This window comes from Psychrobacillus sp. L4 (assembly GCF_042944905.1).
GTDB lineage: Bacteria > Bacillota > Bacilli > Bacillales_A > Planococcaceae > Psychrobacillus.
Genome location: NZ_CP168496.1, coordinates 606,210 through 624,279 on the forward strand (window position 1 = coordinate 606,210; position 18,070 = coordinate 624,279).

At 35.9% G+C, this 18,070-nt stretch carries 19 protein-coding genes and 1 pseudogene; 14 read left to right on the forward strand and 6 right to left on the reverse strand.

Translation table 11 applies throughout. From position 1 onward, the window contains the following. Positions 1–28: 28 nt before the first annotated feature. The 9 genes and pseudogenes from ACEPXG_RS02930 (at position 29) to ACEPXG_RS02970 (ending at position 8,925) form a co-directional block, all read left to right on the forward strand. Positions 29–1,090, forward strand: a complete 1,062-nt coding sequence (locus ACEPXG_RS02930) for a Gfo/Idh/MocA family protein (protein ID WP_391207353.1) — start codon at positions 29–31, stop codon at positions 1,088–1,090. Next, entirely contained in the window at positions 1,090–1,983 is an 894-nt protein-coding gene (locus ACEPXG_RS02935) for a sugar phosphate isomerase/epimerase family protein (protein ID WP_391207356.1), read from the forward strand. The genes ACEPXG_RS02930 and ACEPXG_RS02935 overlap by 1 nt, the downstream gene beginning before the upstream one ends. Positions 1,984–2,201: 218 nt before the next feature. Continuing rightward, positions 2,202–3,359: an ROK family transcriptional regulator gene (locus ACEPXG_RS02940; protein ID WP_391207358.1), complete on the forward strand. Its 1,158-nt coding sequence runs from the start codon at positions 2,202–2,204 to the stop codon at positions 3,357–3,359. Between the two features lie 157 nt (positions 3,360–3,516). Further along, complete coding sequence (locus ACEPXG_RS02945; protein WP_391207360.1) at positions 3,517–4,521, forward strand: N-acetylglucosamine kinase; 1,005 nt, start codon at positions 3,517–3,519, stop codon at positions 4,519–4,521. A gap of 10 nt (positions 4,522–4,531) precedes the next feature. Next, complete coding sequence (nagA, locus tag ACEPXG_RS02950) at positions 4,532–5,683, forward strand: N-acetylglucosamine-6-phosphate deacetylase (protein ID WP_391209749.1); 1,152 nt, start codon at positions 4,532–4,534, stop codon at positions 5,681–5,683. 39 nt (positions 5,684–5,722) lie between these two features. Then, positions 5,723–6,436, forward strand: coding sequence for a glucosamine-6-phosphate deaminase (gene nagB / locus ACEPXG_RS02955; RefSeq protein ID WP_391209751.1), 714 nt, complete (start codon positions 5,723–5,725; stop codon positions 6,434–6,436). Between the two features lie 106 nt (positions 6,437–6,542). Next, positions 6,543–6,755, forward strand: a pseudogene (locus ACEPXG_RS02960) (8-amino-7-oxononanoate synthase); the annotation flags it as partial. A 751-nt stretch (positions 6,756–7,506) separates the two neighbouring features. Continuing rightward, complete coding sequence (locus tag ACEPXG_RS02965; protein WP_391207362.1) at positions 7,507–8,445, forward strand: DUF4062 domain-containing protein; 939 nt, start codon at positions 7,507–7,509, stop codon at positions 8,443–8,445. A gap of 60 nt (positions 8,446–8,505) precedes the next feature. Then, entirely contained in the window at positions 8,506–8,925 is a 420-nt protein-coding gene (locus ACEPXG_RS02970) for a tyrosine-type recombinase/integrase (RefSeq protein ID WP_391209753.1), read from the forward strand. Positions 8,926–9,429: 504 nt separating this feature from the next. Here the strand turns inward: ACEPXG_RS02970 and ACEPXG_RS02975 are convergent. Beyond that, on the reverse strand, positions 9,430–9,759 hold the full coding sequence (locus ACEPXG_RS02975; RefSeq protein ID WP_391207365.1) for a hypothetical protein: 330 nt from the start codon (positions 9,757–9,759) through the stop codon (positions 9,430–9,432). Between the two features lie 412 nt (positions 9,760–10,171). Between ACEPXG_RS02975 and ACEPXG_RS02980 the strand changes: the two genes are divergently transcribed. Further along, the gene (locus ACEPXG_RS02980) at positions 10,172–11,116 is read left to right on the forward strand and encodes an L-threonine 3-dehydrogenase (protein ID WP_391207367.1); all 945 of its coding nucleotides are present in this window, start codon (positions 10,172–10,174) and stop codon (positions 11,114–11,116) included. Positions 11,117–11,565: 449 nt separating this feature from the next. Here the strand turns inward: ACEPXG_RS02980 and ACEPXG_RS02985 are convergent, their stop codons facing one another. The 5 genes from ACEPXG_RS02985 to ACEPXG_RS03005 all read right to left on the reverse strand — a co-directional run bounded on the left by ACEPXG_RS02985 (position 11,566) and on the right by ACEPXG_RS03005 (position 15,357). Next, complete coding sequence (locus ACEPXG_RS02985) at positions 11,566–12,906, reverse strand: YjiH family protein (protein WP_391207369.1); 1,341 nt, start codon at positions 12,904–12,906, stop codon at positions 11,566–11,568. Positions 12,907–13,013: 107 nt separating this feature from the next. Then, positions 13,014–13,700: a bacillithiol biosynthesis deacetylase BshB2 gene (gene bshB2, locus ACEPXG_RS02990; RefSeq protein ID WP_151698814.1), complete on the reverse strand. Its 687-nt coding sequence runs from the start codon at positions 13,698–13,700 to the stop codon at positions 13,014–13,016. A 13-nt stretch (positions 13,701–13,713) separates the two neighbouring features. Then, entirely contained in the window at positions 13,714–14,064 is a 351-nt protein-coding gene (locus ACEPXG_RS02995) for a YojF family protein (RefSeq protein WP_391207371.1), read from the reverse strand. A gap of 128 nt (positions 14,065–14,192) precedes the next feature. Further along, positions 14,193–15,026 carry a bifunctional hydroxymethylpyrimidine kinase/phosphomethylpyrimidine kinase gene (gene thiD, locus ACEPXG_RS03000; RefSeq protein WP_391207373.1) on the reverse strand — a complete coding sequence of 278 codons (834 nt, stop codon included), beginning with the start codon at positions 15,024–15,026 and terminating at the stop codon, positions 14,193–14,195. Between the two features lie 70 nt (positions 15,027–15,096). Next, the gene (locus tag ACEPXG_RS03005; protein ID WP_391207375.1) at positions 15,097–15,357 is read right to left on the reverse strand and encodes a hypothetical protein; all 261 of its coding nucleotides are present in this window, start codon (positions 15,355–15,357) and stop codon (positions 15,097–15,099) included. 104 nt (positions 15,358–15,461) lie between these two features. Between ACEPXG_RS03005 and ACEPXG_RS03010 the strand changes: the two genes are divergently transcribed. The 4 genes from ACEPXG_RS03010 (at position 15,462) to ACEPXG_RS03025 (ending at position 17,817) form a co-directional block, all read left to right on the forward strand. After that, on the forward strand, positions 15,462–16,211 hold the full coding sequence (locus ACEPXG_RS03010; protein WP_391207377.1) for a DUF4230 domain-containing protein: 750 nt from the start codon (positions 15,462–15,464) through the stop codon (positions 16,209–16,211). A 6-nt stretch (positions 16,212–16,217) separates the two neighbouring features. Beyond that, positions 16,218–16,871 carry a uracil-DNA glycosylase gene (locus tag ACEPXG_RS03015; RefSeq protein WP_391207379.1) on the forward strand — a complete coding sequence of 218 codons (654 nt, stop codon included), beginning with the start codon at positions 16,218–16,220 and terminating at the stop codon, positions 16,869–16,871. Positions 16,872–17,084: 213 nt separating this feature from the next. Continuing rightward, entirely contained in the window at positions 17,085–17,318 is a 234-nt protein-coding gene (locus ACEPXG_RS03020) for a YwdI family protein (RefSeq protein WP_391207382.1), read from the forward strand. Positions 17,319–17,436: 118 nt separating this feature from the next. Next, positions 17,437–17,817, forward strand: a complete 381-nt coding sequence (locus ACEPXG_RS03025; RefSeq protein WP_391207384.1) for a DUF423 domain-containing protein — start codon at positions 17,437–17,439, stop codon at positions 17,815–17,817. Positions 17,818–18,070: the final 253 nt, after the last annotated feature.

An 18,070-nucleotide genomic window follows, 5' to 3' on the forward strand; every position in this document is an offset into this window, starting at 1 on the left:
AATTCATAAGCATAAAGGGGATGTAAATTTGAAAAAACTAAAAGTTTGTATAATAGGGACAGGATCAATCTCAGATTTTCATTTCAAATCATATGCAAATAATCCGGAGGTTACTCTACACGGGGTCTTTGATTATGTGACAGAAAGAGCTACGCAAAAAGCGGAACAATATGGTATTTCTCATGTGTACCAAAGTTTAGATGAAGTATTTGAAGATCCAGAGATTGATGCAGTAAGTATTTGTACATGGAACAATACACATGCAGAAATCTCTATCGCTGCTCTTAATGGTGGAAAACATGTTCTTGTTGAAAAACCTTTGTCTTTAAATGTGGAAGAAGCGCTTAAGGTTCAAGAGGCAGTTGAACAGTCTGGAAAATTGTTACAAGTAGGATTTGTGAGAAGATTTGCGACAAATACTAAAGTGTTAAAATCATTTATTGATGCAGGCAAGCTGGGTGAAATTTATTATGCGAAAGCCTCATGTCTAAGACGTATAGGAAATCCAGGCGGATGGTTTGCTGATAAAGAAAGATCTGGTGGAGGGCCACTTATTGATTTAGGTGTTCACGTAATAGATATTTGTTGGTATTTAATGGGGCGACCAAAAGTGAAGTCGATTTCTGGAAATACATATAATAACTTGGGTAATAGAGGGAACGTTGAAAATTTAAGATTTTATAAAGCAGCTGACTATGATAAAGCAAAAAATACAGTAGAAGATCTAGCTAATGCACTTATTACTTTTGAAAATGGGGCTTCTTTGTCTGTGGATGTTTCCTTTACTTTACATGCCAAAGAAGATGATATTAGCGTGAAGCTATTTGGGGCAAATGGCGGAGCTGAATTAGAACCTGAATTGGTAATCGTAAGTGAAGAAAATAATACGATTTTAAATATACATCCACAATTAGATAATTTATCTTTTGACTTTGAAAATGCATTCCAAAGTGAAATTGATTCTTTTGTCAATTGCTGTTTAACAGGAGAGAAATCAATCGCTCCAATTGAAGATGGAGTAGAAATTATGAAAATTTTGGAAGGTATTTATGAAGCAGCGGAAAAAAAGTGTGAGGTGACATTTCCGTAATGGATTTACAAGCGAAATTATCCAACAAAATAGGTGTAATTGTAGATAGTCTTAAATTGCCACTTTATGAGGGTTTGAAAAAAGTGAAGGAAATAGGAGCAGATGGTGTTCAGATTTATGCAGTAAATGGCTCAATGGCACCGGAAAATATGAGCCCTATCGCTCGTAAAGAGTTAAGGAATTTTCTTGATTCAATAGGATTAGAAATTTCAGCTCTTTGCGGAGATTTAGGAGGACATGGCTTTCAGGATGCTGTTCTCAATGAAGAAAAAGTGGAAAAATCGAAGCGTATTTTAGATTTAGCGGTAGATTTGGGAACAAATATAGTTACGACCCATATTGGAATAATACCTGAAAATCAAAATAGCAAGATCTACGAGGCAATGCAAATAGCATGCGAGGAACTAGGTGTATATGCGAAAAGTCTCGATGCATTTTTTGCAATTGAAACAGGTCCCGAAACAGCGAGCAGATTAAAACAGTTTTTAGACAGTCTTAGCACAAATGGTGTTTCTGTTAACTTTGATCCGGCTAACATGGTAATGGTGACAGGAGATGATCCGGTAGCTGGGGTAAAGTTGCTACAGGATTATATTGTTCATACGCATGTAAAAGATGGCGTTCAACTAAAAGCTGTTGATCCTAAAGATGTTTATGGCTTTTTAGGTTATGGGGGAGGGGTAGATCATGCGAAAATTGCTGAAATGGTTTCCTCTGGAACATACTTTAGAGAAATGCCATTAGGACATGGGAAAGTGGATTTTCCAAACTATTTCGCTGCATTGAAAGAAATAAATTATGATGGTTATTTAACGATTGAACGAGAAGTAAATATTAATCCTGTTAAAGATATTGCGGATGCAGTGATGTATATTCAACAATTTATACACTAGGAAGGTTTATCACAAAGTCTGTTTTCAAGGAATGGGACGAAGCCTAACTGTGAAAAATGCAGTATAGGCTTCTCCTTATAGATTAAAAGTTGGTTGTGCATTATGATGAAATTAGCATACCATTACTAATTGAAAAGAAAAATAATTCATGCTTTTTGGTATGTAAATAATGCTTGGATAGATTGGTTAAAAGCTAATCGTCCTAAAAAGAAGGTTAAATGATGGAAAAACAAGACCAAATATTAATGAAGAAACAAAATAAAACATTCGTACTGGACTTAATCAAAAATATGGCGCCCATTTCTAGAATGGAAATTTCGAAAATGACGAAGATGAGTCCTACATCTATCACTCGAATTGTTGGAGAGTTGCAGGAACAAGGGTTTGTTAAGGAAACCAAATTAGTTACTTCAGGAGTTGGGAGAAAGGCTGTCTTACTGGATGTTTGTGGAGATGTCTTATTCACAATCGGGGTAGAATTGGATAAATCCGTATTGAAAATTGGTGTTGTAAATTACCTAGGTGAAATGATTAATTTGCAAACTTATGTAAGAAATCCCCTAGAATCTTATGAAGTAACAGTTCAAAATATTGCTAGTAAAGTAAATAGTATTATCGAACTAAATGTAATTCCTATCGATAAAATTATTGGATTAGCTGTAGGGTTACCTGGTTCTATTGATTATGAGAATGGTATTGTAAGAGTTGCAGAGCAATTGAGATGGAAAAATGTTCATCTTAGCCGTGATTTAAGTGAATTAACTTCATTAAATGTAGTGATAGATAATGAATTAAAAATGAAAATTATTGCTGAAAACACAGTAGGAAAAGCGAAGGATTCTAAAAGTACTATCTTAGTTGGTATTGGTTCAGGTATTGGTTCTGCAATTCTTCTAAATGGCGAAGTTCATCGTGGAGAATCTAATAACGCTGGTGAAATTGGACACACTGTTATTGATCCAAATGGGAACGTATGTAATTGTGGGAAATTTGGTTGCTTATGTACATATATTTCAGAAGGTGCCATACTTGCTGATGCAAAAAAGATGAAGGATGTTTCTTCAATAGATGATGTGTTCTCGGCGTTTAGAAACGGGGAGTCGTGGGCACTCAATATTTTGGATCGTACGGCGACTTATATTGCTTTAGCTATTAGTAATCTTGCTTGTTTATATGAACCAGAATGCATTATATTAAGCGGAAATTTAATTGATAAAATGCCCGAAATTAAACAACAAATTGAAGAAAAATGTGAAAGGTATATGTGGGAGCCGATTAAAAAGAACTTGCGCATAGTCCATTCAAGTTTAGGGAGTCATGGTGTTGTACTTGGAGCTGCAATTCAAGCGCAAAATTCATTAATAGATTTAAATTAATGACAACTTTTACCTTGGCTAAGTTTCCGGTTAGTTTAAGAAAATGTATGGAAATTAGTAAGGATGACTCTAAAAGTAGTTAATAAACGACTTTTTTGGTTCATCCTTTTTTTTATAGATATAGAAGAAAAGAATACTGGGGAATGGAGATGGTGGTATGTATGTATTAGGTATTGATGGAGGAGGCACAAAAACTTCCGCTGTTATTGCAGATGAAAACGGAAATATTTACAGCAAACTAGTAGCTGGCCGAAGTAATCCAACTGCGATGTCAAAGCAAGAATTTGAGTTAGTGATACGAGATGTAATACTTAATATTCAAAGCCAAAATCCAAATATATTTTGTGAGTTAGATTGTTGTTACGCTGGTATGGCCGGAGTGGGAGAAGGGAACTACGAAAGTGTGCTGCAGCAAATACTTCAGCGATACTTGCCATCAAAGACCGAGGTATTAATAGCAAATGATGCAGTTAATGCCTTATTTTCGGGAACATTAGGCCGTGAAGGAATTGTGCAAATCGCTGGTACGGGTGCTATAACTGTAGGGATTGACGAGCAAAAAGAATTGTTTCGTTCAGCGGGATGGGGATATATATTTGATGACGAGGGAAGTGGTTATAATATAGGAATAGCGGTAACAAAGGCTGTTTTTAAAGCGTACGATGGGAGAGGATTAGCAACTTCTTTAACGGAAAGATTGAAAAGTCACTTTGGTGTCAGTTCCATTCCAGAAATAATTGAAAAAGTGTACGGAGACGCTCATCCTCGTTCGGTTATTGCTCCATTAAGTGTATATGCAGTAGAGGAAGCCTTAAATAAAGACGAAATTGCACAAGCAATCATTCAAAAAGCATGTGAGGATTTATTTATTTCTATAAAAGCTTGTCATAGCAAAATGAAATTAAAAGAGAAAGAAACAATGGTTATTTTATCAGGTGGGGTATTTTCAAAAGTAGAATTGTTTATTCCGAGATTAGAAGAGTTAGCGAAGCAGTCACATATTAATGTTACATTTAAAAAGCCACTTATTCCACCAGTTGGAGGTGCAATCATTGCTGGATTAAATTCTCGAAATGTCCCAATTAGTTCAGTTTTTGTAAGGAATTTTGCTGAACAACAAAAAAACGATTACCTAACGATGAAAGGGCAAGTGGGTGAATAAAGTGACGGAGATGTTAGTGCAAAATATTCGAATTGCTTTAGAAAATGGTCAAGTAATCCACGGGGAAATATTAATTAGGAATGGCAAGATCGCGCAAATTGCAAAGGAGCCTATCCAAAATTATCAGGGAAAGAGATTGGATGGACAAGCATTGTTGGCTCTTCCAGGTTTTATTGATACCCATATTCACGGTGCTATGGGAGCAGATTTCATGGATGGCGAAGAGGAAGCTACAAGGAGAGTTGCAGAGTACTTACCTAAGGAAGGGACAACCTCATTCCTAGTGACAACGATGACGCAAGCACCCGAATCTATTCAAAAAGCTATTGAAGTAAACACGAAAGGTCTTCCAAACTCTAAAGAAGCTGAAATGCTCGGCATTCATTTGGAAGGACCTTTTATTAATGAAGAGTCCGCAGGTGCACAGCCAGTAGATTATATTTGTAACCCTTCCAAGTCCACCATTAAAGAATGGTTTGGAGAACAGTTAGAACATTTGAAAATAGTGACATTGGCCCCTGAAAAAGATACGAATTATGATGTTACTCGTTATTTGTCCAATAACGGCATTATCGTTTCAGCAGGCCATACAAAAGCAACATTATTGGAAATCACTGAGGCGATGGAAAATGGGTTAACACAATTAACGCATTACGGTAATGCTATGAGTGGACTCCACCACCGTGAAATTGGTGTTGTTGGTGCCGGTCTATTAAATGAACATCTTTTTTGTGAAATTATTGCGGATGGAGTCCACCTCTCAAATGATATGCTGAAGCTTATTTATAAGATCATTGGTGCCGATCGAATGATATTGATTACTGATTCAATGCGCGCGAAAGGTATGCCAAATGGTAAATATACATTAGGAAGTCAAGAGGTAACGATTATTGGAAATGAAGCTAGATTGGAAAATGGTGTACTTGCTGGTAGTGTTTTAAAAATGAATGAAGCATTAAAGAGAATCAATTGTTTGGTACATCCACCTGTAGAAGATTTAATGAAAATGTCCTCTTCTAATGCTGCAAAACGTTTAGGTATCTTTGACCGTAAAGGAAGTATAAAAGTTGGTAAAGATGCAGATATTGTCCTTTTAAATGATAAGTTCGAGGTAATATATACGTTTTGTAAAGGAGAATTAGTATACGCTGCAAATGCATAAAAGAAAGGGTTGGCGAGCTTAATGATTGAACAGAAAGCGATCAAGTGGATAAAAGTGAGCTCTTATGAAGAGATGAGTAAGGTCGCGTGTTCGATTTTTGTAAAGCAATTACAACACAAATCTAACAGTGTATTAGGGTTTGCTACTGGAGGTAGCCCAGTTGGCTTTTATAAAGAGATAGTGAAAAGCTATCAAGCTGGGGAAATCTCCTTTGACCATGTGAGGTCTTTTAACTTGGATGAATATATTGGTATACCTTCTAATAGTCCTGCTAGTTATTATTCCTATATGGTAGAAAATTTTTTTCAGCATGTGAATATTTCGAAAGAAAACTACCACTTGCCAGATGGTAATGCAATTGATTTAAAAGAGGAATGTGTGAGATACGATAAAAGCATTGAGGAATCAGGCGGTATAGACTTACAACTTTTGGGGATAGGTGTAAATGGTCATATTGCTTTTAATGAGCCTGGAACTTCATTTGCATCCCTAACGAATATTGTAAATCTTACAGAATCTACACGTATCGAAAATGCTCGATACTTTGAAAATATAGCAGATGTACCCACACAAGCAATTACTATGGGTATTCAGTCGATTATGAATACTAAAAAAATTGTACTAACAGCCTTCGGAGATAAAAAAGTAGCAGCGATAGACCAGTTATATAGCGGTAAAATTACCGAGGATTATCCAGCAAGTCAATTGTTAATGCATCCGAATCTTACAGTTATTTATGGTAGTGAAGGATAGGGAAAAACACATCACTAAGTGACCGATATTGAATAAGCATGGAAGTTATTCATACATAGACACCTACCCATTTATATGCATTCATGCTGAACTTTCAGAAAACCCTACATGTACCATCGGTGACGAAAAACTTACACAACAATTTTCTAAAAGACTATTTGAAGAAGGCGTCTACACAAAATCCATCCTCTTCCCAACTGTACCAAAAGGCACAGGCTGCGTACGCAACATGCCTACTTCTGCTCATACGAAAGAAATGCTGGATGAAGCATTGGGGATTTATGAGAAAGTTGGTCGAGAGCTTGGGGTAATTAAATAAACTGCAATAAATAAAGATTTGATAAAATTATAAAATATAACAGAAAAACCTAGTCATTTTGAAGTTTTATCAAAATACTAGGTTTTTTAATTTAAAAGATTAGTTAAGTAAAGATAATGGTTACAAAATAAAAAAACATTTACGGTTGAAATCTATCATAATTGAAAAAAGAGCAAAATAGATATACGACATAATTGTCAAACAGTGCAAAATAAGGACTATCAACATAATTCAGCACTTATTAGAAGTTATGTCGTATGTTGTTTTTCACCTTTATGATTTTTGCTGTTTTCTATAAATGTTTATAAGTTCAACTACCTCAAGAATTTAGTAACTCGAATGCAAATCAAATATATTATGAAGCCGAAGCAGATTGAAAGATTTATAATAGAAACGTCTTATTACTATCACCGACTTTTTTCGATTATGTTGAGCATCTTCAGAAAAATCGAGTTTTAATATTTATAGGTTATGACATCGCAGGATTGTGTAAACCTAAGAACACAAGTAAATCTAGTGAAACTTTATATGTGCCCTTACTATATATTTAATTAATGATAAATGGTTGATACTAAATCGTTTATACCATAAAATTACGAGTATACAGAAAATTATAATAAAATTATAAGGAATATGGTTAGTTCATTTCATACATGTGGATTGAGATTAAGTTAAAAAGATTTAAGAATTATGTGGCACTGACTATTATAGATATTCAATTGCTAATGAAGAACTGAAGGGAGAGGATAATTTGAATAAAAAATTACAAGTGTTTGTATCATCAACTTACCTGGATTTAATTCAAGAAAGACAAAAAGCAGTTGAAGGAATACTAAGAGCAAAACATATTCCAGCTGGAATGGAGTTGTTTATACCAAGTGATAAAAGCCAGTGGACAATAATTAAGGAATGGATTAAAAGTTCTGATGTACTACTGCTAATATTAGGGGGGAAATATGGATCTATTGAACCTGAAAGTGGTAAAAGTTACACACAACTAGAATATGAGTTTGCTATATCTTGCGGAATCCCTGTTTTCTCCATAGTGTTGAATAAACAATTCCTGGCAAATAAAAAAAGTAGAAACATTGAATTAACCGTTTACGAACACGAAAATGAAAATCCTTTAAACGAAAATTACGATTTATTCAAAAAAATGCTAATGTCTAATTATGTAAGTGAAGTTGGTGATATCAACCAAATATCCACTGAAGTTTCATTAGCTCTTCAAGAATTTTTAAGTAAGGATTCTACAAATTACCATTTTAGGGGGTGGGTAAGAGGTGAGGAGAGAGCTAATCCTATTAAAATGGAAATATCCTATAATATTGAAAATTTCTTAGATGATAAGCAGAGACAAGGACTAGTAAAAAAAACGATAGATACATATAGGGGTGAACTAAGGATATTTCAAAAATATTTTCTTGATAAAACATTAAGTGAAATCGAAACTACTGAGATTAAGGATTTTCTTAGATACAGAGAAGACAACTATTCTATTAAGTCCAAAAGATCAATGGAAAGAGCAAGGGGTATATTAAATGTGTTTTTTGATTGGCTTGTTGAAGAAGAAATAGTTGAGAAAAATCCTATTAAAAAGATTAGCCCTTATAAATTTCACAAAAAAGGAAACAATGCATTAAATAAAAATGAACTTACAGATCTTCGAAAAGGGTGTAAAAAAATTTGAGAACGAGCATTACTAGAGATTTTGCTATCAACAGGATGTCATTTATCTGAATTGGAAAGAATGTATTCGAATCATATTGATTGGACTAATAAAACAATTGTTGTAACTGATTCAAGAGGAAAAGAGAGAGTTGTTTTTCTAACTGTATTAGCAGAAAAACATCTGAAAAACTATCTACTTAATAGAGAAGATAATTTGAAAAATCTTTTTGTTACAGAGAGAAGACCATATCGTCAAATAGGTCATAGAGCTATTCAAGATGAAATAGCTAATATTGTAAGAAGAACAACGATTTCTAAAAGTATAACCCCTCGAACATTCCGAGAAACTTTTTCAAGAATTATGTTAGAGAAAGGTTATCAATCTAACATAGTAGAATCATTGTTGGGGTATGACTCGAAGTCAAGTAGGTCAGAAACTTATTTTGTAATAACAAACCATAACATATGGGAAATCATTCATTCACGCCCGGATTTTTAAAACATATTATTTGATAGACTTAAGATGTATCTATATGGAGACTCAATATTATATGTGAAACTTCACATTATTAACCTGGTGAATAGGTTCAAATGCAATTCTGGCATTATTCCGACTAGTTAACAGTACTAAGTTCTCATACAAATGCTTTGAAATAATAATAATACGAAGCGTTTCTAACTTAACTAATAATGCCCTGTGATAAGTGTCAGGTATTAGGTTCTAATAAAATTCAGAATAGCATCCGGGTAGTATGAGAATCTTGTACCCATGAATTATCTCAGCACTTTGTATGACCGTGGTATCGCACTTTACACGAATAACTTTTAATGAAATGATTTAAATAAATTAGCATCTCCCTGAATCGTAAGCGATGAACCACAACACCAAATGTATTGAAATGTTTTAAATACCAATATCCTAAGTTGGTAATACCTTTTTTTTAGATGGAAATGAAAATATATTTGTTCAAACAAAAAAGCAGCCAAATCCGGCTGCTTTTTCTTACTTAATTTTCCTCTCCATATGCTCAAACGAATAAACTAAACTAAACTTCTGAATTCCTCTTGCATGTTCAATGCTGTTCTTAGCTTCATTTTGAAATTCTTCCATATCTCCCTGTTCTTTAGCAATAATTGCTTCAATCGCATAGGGCATCCATCCAGTCGGCAAGTTTTCTTTTAGTTTCCTTGCTAATTTGTTTGCCAGTTGTTCTATTCTCGAAACGTTATTTTCATACAATGCAAGATTGGTTTTATACACTTCTTGCAAGTAGCGATTCTTATGTTTATGTAATATGGCTAGAATTGTTTCGATACTTTTTTTCTGAATCACCGGTTTTTATAGCAAGCGCATAAGCAAAAATGGGGTTTCATTTATTTTCTTCTAAAAATCGCGCAATCCGCATTAAATTTTTGGATTTATATATGGTGTACATTGGGGGAACGACTAATATGAGTACATATAAAACAAGTGTGCTTAATAAATAAACCAAATTGGTAATTCGATCATACGCATAACGTGTATTAGCGCTATTCCAAATAGAATAATTAATGTATTACGAAGTAATTTCATTATAGACCTCTTTTTTCTTTTCATTATACCAAATCATTACTAAAATGGGTTGTTGTATTCCACCACCGAACATCGTATAATCAGATTTGTAAAAACATTATTAAATCAACGTTTTTTCAATATAGTATGTTCTCTCCAAAAACACATTTGTTTTCGAAAGGAAGAAAATAGTATGAAAAAGATTATGGTTACCGGAGCTTTAGGCCAAATTGGTTCAGAATTAATTACAAAACTACGTAAAGAGTACGGTACTGAAAATGTACTGGCAACAGATATAAGAAATATTTCATCAGGAGTAACAGAAAGCGGTCCTTTTGAACTTTTAGATGTGACTGATGGAGAGAAAATGCATCAGATTGCCAAAGATTTTGGAGCAGATACGATGATGCATATGGCTGCTCTTTTATCAGCAACTGCAGAAGCGAAGCCTTTACTTGCTTGGAATTTAAATATGGGTGGACTTGTTAATGCACTTGAGGCTTCGCGTGAATTAAACATGCAATTTTTCACACCAAGCTCAATTGGAGCATTTGGACCATCTACACCAAAAAAAAATACACCACAAGATACGCTTCAACGCCCGACAACTATGTACGGAGTCAATAAAGTTTCTGGGGAGCTTCTTTGTGATTATTATTTTCAAAAATTTGAATTAGATACTCGTGGTGTGCGTTTTCCTGGATTGATTTCGAATGAGACATTACCTGGTGGGGGAACGACGGATTATGCGGTGGATATTTACTATAAAGCTTTAGCGGAAGGGAAGTATACTTCGTACATTGCGGAAGGAACGTATATGGATATGATGTATATGCCAGATGCTCTTCAAGCGATAGTAGACCTAATGGAAGCAGACGCTTCGAAATTGATTCACCGTAATGCATTTAATGTTACGGCAATGAGCTTTGAGCCAGAAGAAATTGCTGCATCTATTAAAAAAGTAATACCAACATTTACGATGGATTATGATGTGGATCCAATTCGCCAAGCAATTGCAAATAGCTGGCCAGATTCAATTGATGCAACTGCTGCTAAAGAAGAGTGGGGCTTCACATATAAATATAACTTAGACAATATGACAAAAGATATGCTTGAAAAACTAGCAGCAAAAAAATAGTTAGTATAGATGTAAATAGCTGATACTAGTAAATAGGTATCAGCTGTTTTAATACCCGCGCCCCTGTGTCAGCCACAATTTGGGGAACAATTGAGTCTGACACAGGGGCGCGGGAGGGTCAGTGGTACTGGAGAATAAATAAATAGTATCCATTGATAAAAAAGCGCTGAGCGGACGAAATTATATCTTCGTCCGCTTTTAAAAAAATAGAACAGGATCTCTTCTCTCATTAGCCAAACCTTATGCACCTTGTCTTTAAACATCGCAAGAGGGAGATGGACAGACATCTGCAACAAGAATAACGAAAGAGAGTATCTGGAAGTGACACAGTCACTGCCAGATACTCCATAAAATTATTAGTTAATAGTGTAGCAATGTTTCGTCCAAAGCACTCGGAAATAGAAAAGACAAGATGCACTTGAAGGACGCTTTAGCCTAATCTACTTTAATTAGAATAACAAATGCGCAACTACTGCAATAATCGGGAATGAAATAAGTGTACGCAATAAGAAAATAACAAGTAAATCCTTAAAATTCACTGGAATTTTCGAACCGAGTAACAATCCACCGACTTCCGACATATAAATTAACTGCGTAACCGACATCGTCGCGATAAAGAAACGAGTCATTTCGGAGTCAACCGATCCACCTAAAATAGAAGGCAAGAACATATCCGCAAATCCAACAACCATCGTTTGAGCAGCTGCTGCAGCTTCTGGAATACCAAAAAGCATTAATAACGGCTCAAATGGTTTTCCTAAAATGGCAAAGACCGAAGTATATTGCGCGAGCATCAAGGCAATCGTACCGAATGCTAATACAACAGGTGCCACGCCAATATACATATCAATCACATTCTTTACACCATCCGAAAAGAACTTAGAAAGAGAACGATTGCGATCAGCCGTATTCAATGCCTTTTCTAGTCCATGCGTAAATGCATTATAGTTTTCAGGATACTTTTCAGCCTCCAAATCTAATGGACGACCGTCAATATGTGTTTCTGATTTACCTGCAAGCGGATATATTCTTGGCATTATAAAAGCAAGAACAAGCCCACATAATAATACAGTCAAATAATAAGGAATGAAATAATTAGCCAATCCAACTTGCTCTATTACGACAATACAAAAAGTAATAGAAACAACTGAAAAAGTAGAACCAATGATAGCCGCTTCTTTTTTCGTATAATAGCCTTCTTCATATTGTCTACTTGTAAGTAGGACTCCAATAGTTCCATCACCAACCCAAGAAGTCAGTGCATCCACTGCAGAACGTCCAGGAAGTTTGAATAAAGGACGCATAATTTTAACCATCATCGTACCGAAAAATTCAAGCAATCCGAAGTTTAATAGCAATGGTAATAGCAATCCAGCGAATAAGAAAATAGTAAAGAGGAAAGAAACTAATCCATCTGGACTTAATAACATTCCACCAGTATTCTCATTCCAAACAACCTCAGGTCCAATTTGAAAAATGATTAATACCGCAAATACTGCTCCAACAACACGTGTAACCGTCCAAAATAACGTCACTTTAAATAGATTGTTCACAAACGTATTATCTTTCGGTTTGAATAAAAATACAACAGAACCACTTGCCGCAATTAGCATGGTTGCAAGTGCTATCCAATGCACGATTGGTTCTAACCAACCTGATAATATACTCCCAAACAACGCAATGGGAATTTTAAAACCATCTGAAGTAGGGAGGGGAATCATAAATAAAATAACACCAGCTATGGATGGTAGCAGGAATAAAATCCAAGTAGATAAGGAAAACTTTTTCAAAATAAAAGACCAACTTTCTATAAATGAATATTTATGCGAATAAGTAAATTATTTATACATACTAATTCATTTGTATTAGAAAGTCTATAGCATTACAGGATGTTCTACTATTCGAAATCTTTGTTGAAATCGTATGTGTAGAAACGTTCGAAATGTAGCCAGTTCTCTGCTTCTGGCTCTCCATCCGCTAAACGTTTGTCCATTTCCTGTAGCATCCAAGCTGTTTGTGAAATATGTGCTCGCATCGATCCCATTTTTTCATCACGGGAATCTTTAATATTATGAATAATATCCGGCTCACCTAGATCCTCTTTCGAATTGTTCGAAAAGGCAAGAGCATAAATAGTTGGACGATTTTCTTCCGGCATACGACGAATGGCACGAATCATCGCGCGACCAGTAGCATCATGATCGGGATGCACGGCATAATTTGGATAGAATGTGATGACTAGAGACGGATTCGTATCTTCTATTAAGTTCTCCATCATGCCAACCATTTTTTCATCATCTTCAAATTCAATCGTTTTATCACGGAGACCCATCATTCGAAGATCTGTGACACCCATAGATTTGGCGGATGCCAGAAGCTCTTGTTTTCGAACTTGTGGAAGTGTTTCACGAGTTGCAAAAGGAGGATTTCCTAGGTTTCTTCCCATCTCTCCTAAAGTTAAGCATGCATACGTTACAGGTATTCCTTGTTTTATATAAGTTGCAATCGTGCCAGAGACACCAAAAGCCTCGTCATCTGGGTGAGGGAATACAACTAATACATGTCGTTCCATTGGTAAAGTCATTTATTTTTCCTCCTTAATAAGTAAATGGTGTTCTGCTAATTTCAAGCGCAACCGCTAGTTTTCCGCTTTGATCGTGGCCAGCCATAAGTAGGCGGCCATGCTCGTCTAATTGAAAGTGCGTAATACCTTGCGCATAAACCCACCCATGAGGCAATTTTAAGCCAACACGATGTGGTGCTTCACCAGCCACTTTACCTAGTTCATAACGGATTAGTACATTGCGAATAAAAGCACCCGCATTGAACACATTCTCATTAAAATGTGTGGCATAAGCCCCGTTCGTTGTTTCTAAATGTATATAAACATCTTCGTTTGCAAAATTATTCAAAAGCTCTTGTAACCGTTCAACATTAACAAGTTCCATCTCTATATCCTCCTAGCATACTGTCTATTATTAGTATAATGAAAAAAAGTTCATCATGCGAATGATTGAGATTTTGAGTGCAAACATGAAAAATCGCAAAGTCGGAAATGACTTTGCGATAACTATTCTTAAACTATAGTGGTAGTTACTTCTGGAGCACCGTATTTGCCTTTTGCTCCGTGTAGCACCGGTCCAACGTATTGATTTAGCTTCCAACCATGTGCAATAGCAGCAGAAACGAATTCTTTTGCTTCGAACACGGCATCTGAAACTGTCAAGCCATTTGCTAAGTTAGCAGTAACGGCAGCTGCGAAAGTACAACCAGCCCCGTGATTATAAGTGGTATCTGTTTTTTCCGTTTCCAGTAACGTATGAGTATGTCCATCGTAGAATAAATCAACTGCTTTTTCATGCGCTAATTGTTTTCCGCCTTTGATGACAACATTTTTTGCACCAAGTGCATGAATCTTTTCCGCAGCGGCTTTCATGTCTTCGATTGTTTTTATTACTCCAAGACCTGAAAGTTGTCCAGCTTCGAAAAGGTTAGGAGTGACAACCTGTGCACGCGGAAGTAAGTATTTGATCATTGCGTCCACTGTACCAGGATTAAGCACTTCATCTTCGCCTTTACAAACCATCACTGGGTCAATTACTACATGACTCACACCTGATTCTTCAATAATAGTACCAGCAGTTTCGATAATTTCTTCCGTGCTTAACATACCTGTTTTAATCGCATCCACATTTGTAGACAATGCCGTTTTTGCTTGACGTTTAATCTCCTCAACAGGAAGGGAAAATACATTGTGGCTCCACCCGTTGTCAGGATCCATTGTAGCAACCACCGTTAAAATATTCATACCGTATGTACCATGTTCTTGGAAAGTTTTTAAATCTGCTTGTATTCCAGCTCCACCAGAAGTATCAGAGCCAGCAATTGTTAATGTTTTTTTAATAGACATCTCAAAAGTCTCCTTTATATTTCCATCATTTAATATATTTCATTGTAGCAGATTAAATCGAATTTTTGAATTAAGGAAACTTTGGGGCAGTCCATAATTTAATCAAAACAACTAATAAAATAATTGCAATGAAAATAGTAATAACCGCACCTATAACAATGCCATTTGCAAATAAAGAAAATGCTATGAATAGAAGAAATGCTATGAATAAAATCGTTCCCAAAGTGAAACAGCCCATTCCAAAATTTTTTGCCTTGTCAGGAATTTCATTAGACACTGTAGCTGCTTTCTCGATCGTCCTTAACTTTTCGCGATAATGTAAATCGGCCATTTGCACATCCCCTTTTTTTCATCGTACCATGTATCGAATAGTTGTTAATAGAGAAACTTTTCGTTACTGTTAACGTAGTAGAGTGAGAGGAAAAGAGGGATGACATGCGAAATGAAGATAAAATTCGTGAAATGGAAAAATTACTAAATGAACTAAAAGCACAAAATGAAACAGCCGCTACGATTGCAGAAAGCCCTATTAATAGAGGATTCGGCTTTTGGAAAGTGCGCCGTCTTTTATTTAAACTAGGCTTTAAATCCTTTTTTGCGATTGCACTAATTGTTCTTCTACTGCTAGCAGCCTTACCATTTGCTGCATTTTGGGCAATCAAAGGAAGTACATTTACGGAAAATAAAGGATCGTTTATTGAGCAAGTACAAGCTTTGAATGAATTATCAACAGCTCAAGCTTTTACAAAAGTAATTATTGAACGACAAGATAATGCATTATTCGGAAAAGAAATTGGTATTGATTTACCGGGAACAAAAAGACAGCTTTTAGTTGTAGTGCCAGGCTCCGTGAGAGCAGGAGTGGATTTTTCACAAGTAACAGAGATGGATATAAAAGTAGACGAGAAAAATAAAACAGCGAAACTCACATTGCCTAAGGCCCAATTTTTAGGCGGACCAGAGATTTTATTCGATCGAGTAGAAGTATTTTCTTATGAAGGATTATTCCGTGAAAAAGCAGACATTAAAGAAGCGTATGACCTAGCAGAAACAGCCAAAGAAATGATGATCGAAGAAACTACTGGGCAAGGGTTATTGCAAATAGCAGAAGCAAACGCAGCGAAATCGGTGCAAGAAATGTTCCAATTAGTGGACTATGACGTACAAGTAGAATTTAAGGAGTGACGCGTAGTGGTAAGTTGGGAAGAAATTCTAGTGGAAGAACAAGAAAAAACCTATTTTGTGAAACTGAAATCCTTTCTAGAGAAAGAATATGCAGAACATACGATTTACCCAGCACGAACTGAAATCGGCAGTGCATTCCGGGCCACACTTTTCAATGAAGTGAAAGTAGTGATTCTTGGTCAAGATCCTTATCACGGAGCAGGACAAGCGCACGGTATGAGTTTTTCGGTGAAACCAGGAGTACCAATTCCGCCAAGCTTGCGCAATATGTTCAAAGAACTTTCGGACGATATTGGTTGCCCAACTCCTACAAGCGGATATTTGGAAAGCTGGGCGAAGCAAGGTGTTTTATTGCTAAATACGGTATTAACTGTTCGTGCAGGGGAGGCTAATTCTCATAAAGGAATTGGCTGGGAAACGTTAACAGATACAGTCATTAAAAAGTTATCGGGACGAGAAAAACCGATCATTTTTGTTTTGTGGGGGAAACCAGCACAAGCGAAAAAGAAGTTAATTGACACAAGGAAGCATGTCATTTTAGACGCACCCCATCCAAGCCCGTTAAGTGCATATAGAGGTTTTTTGGGAAGCAAGCCATACTCCAAAATAAATGCACAGTTACAAGCATGGGGAGAGACGCCAATCGATTTTTGTCTGTAATTATGCTACTATATGGAATGGAAAGTGGGGGAGTGCAATGGCTGTGAACTGCTTTAAATGCCGACACTTTTTTACTACATGGGATGCTAGCAATCCTCGTGGATGTAAGGCATACGGATTTAAAACGAAAGAGCTCCCATCTGCATTAGTAAATCGTACCTCTGGCATGGAGTGTTTAAAATTCGAACCAAAGCAAGTGGAGGGGCATAAAAAATGATCTCAAGTGAACACATTTTAAGTCAAATAGAAAAACAAATACATAAAGCGAAAATGGAAACGAATGAACAGGTTACCCGCGAGGCATTTGCTGCCATCCGTGCATTATGTGATGTAGTACTAGACTCCACTATATCCGTTAGTCCTATCCAGTCAGCACCAGTTATTTCTGGACAACCAATTGCATTAAAAGAGGAAGATGCAAATGGCGAATCATTATTTGATTTTTAATCTATTTCAGTAGCGCTGAAGAAAGCAAAAACCTCTGGGGGATCAATTATAAATTGAATAGTGCATTCATAATGCAAAATGTGAGCATAAATAGACTATTAGAAAGTAGGAGACTTTTGTGAAATTTTTTATCATCGCAGGGGCGATTAATGGATTTTTATCTGTTGCGCTAGGCGCATTTGGTGCACATGCTTTAAAAGAAAGACTATCTGAAAAGTATTTAGCAGTATGGGAAACGGCCGTTCAATATCAAATGTTCCATGCACTTGCATTAGTTGCGATTGGCATTTTGATGAGTAGTAAATTACTCGGTCATGTCACTTCCTTGAATACAGCAGGATATTTAATTTTAGTGGGTATCATTTTATTTTCAGGAAGTTTGTACGCATTAAGCTTATCCGGTATCAGTGTTTTAGGTGCCATTACCCCAATCGGTGGAGTAGCCTTTTTAGTAGGATGGATCATGCTAATCGTTGCAGCAGCAAAATTCGCAAACTAATAGTTGGGTAGGCCAAATCTATAATGGATTTGGTCTTTTTTTGTGAGAAAATTGCTTTCTTAAAAATATTTACTGGAATTATTTTCTATTATTTGTTGCAATACGGCACTTCGAGACCAAATGCTATGTAGACGAGACCAATTTATACTTATTCGCAACCAAATCGCCTAAAAGCGCAACCATTTCTCACAATAAAGAGTTAACTCTGTGTGAGACATAATCTATAAGCAAGCTTCAGCTAATTTGCCTGTAA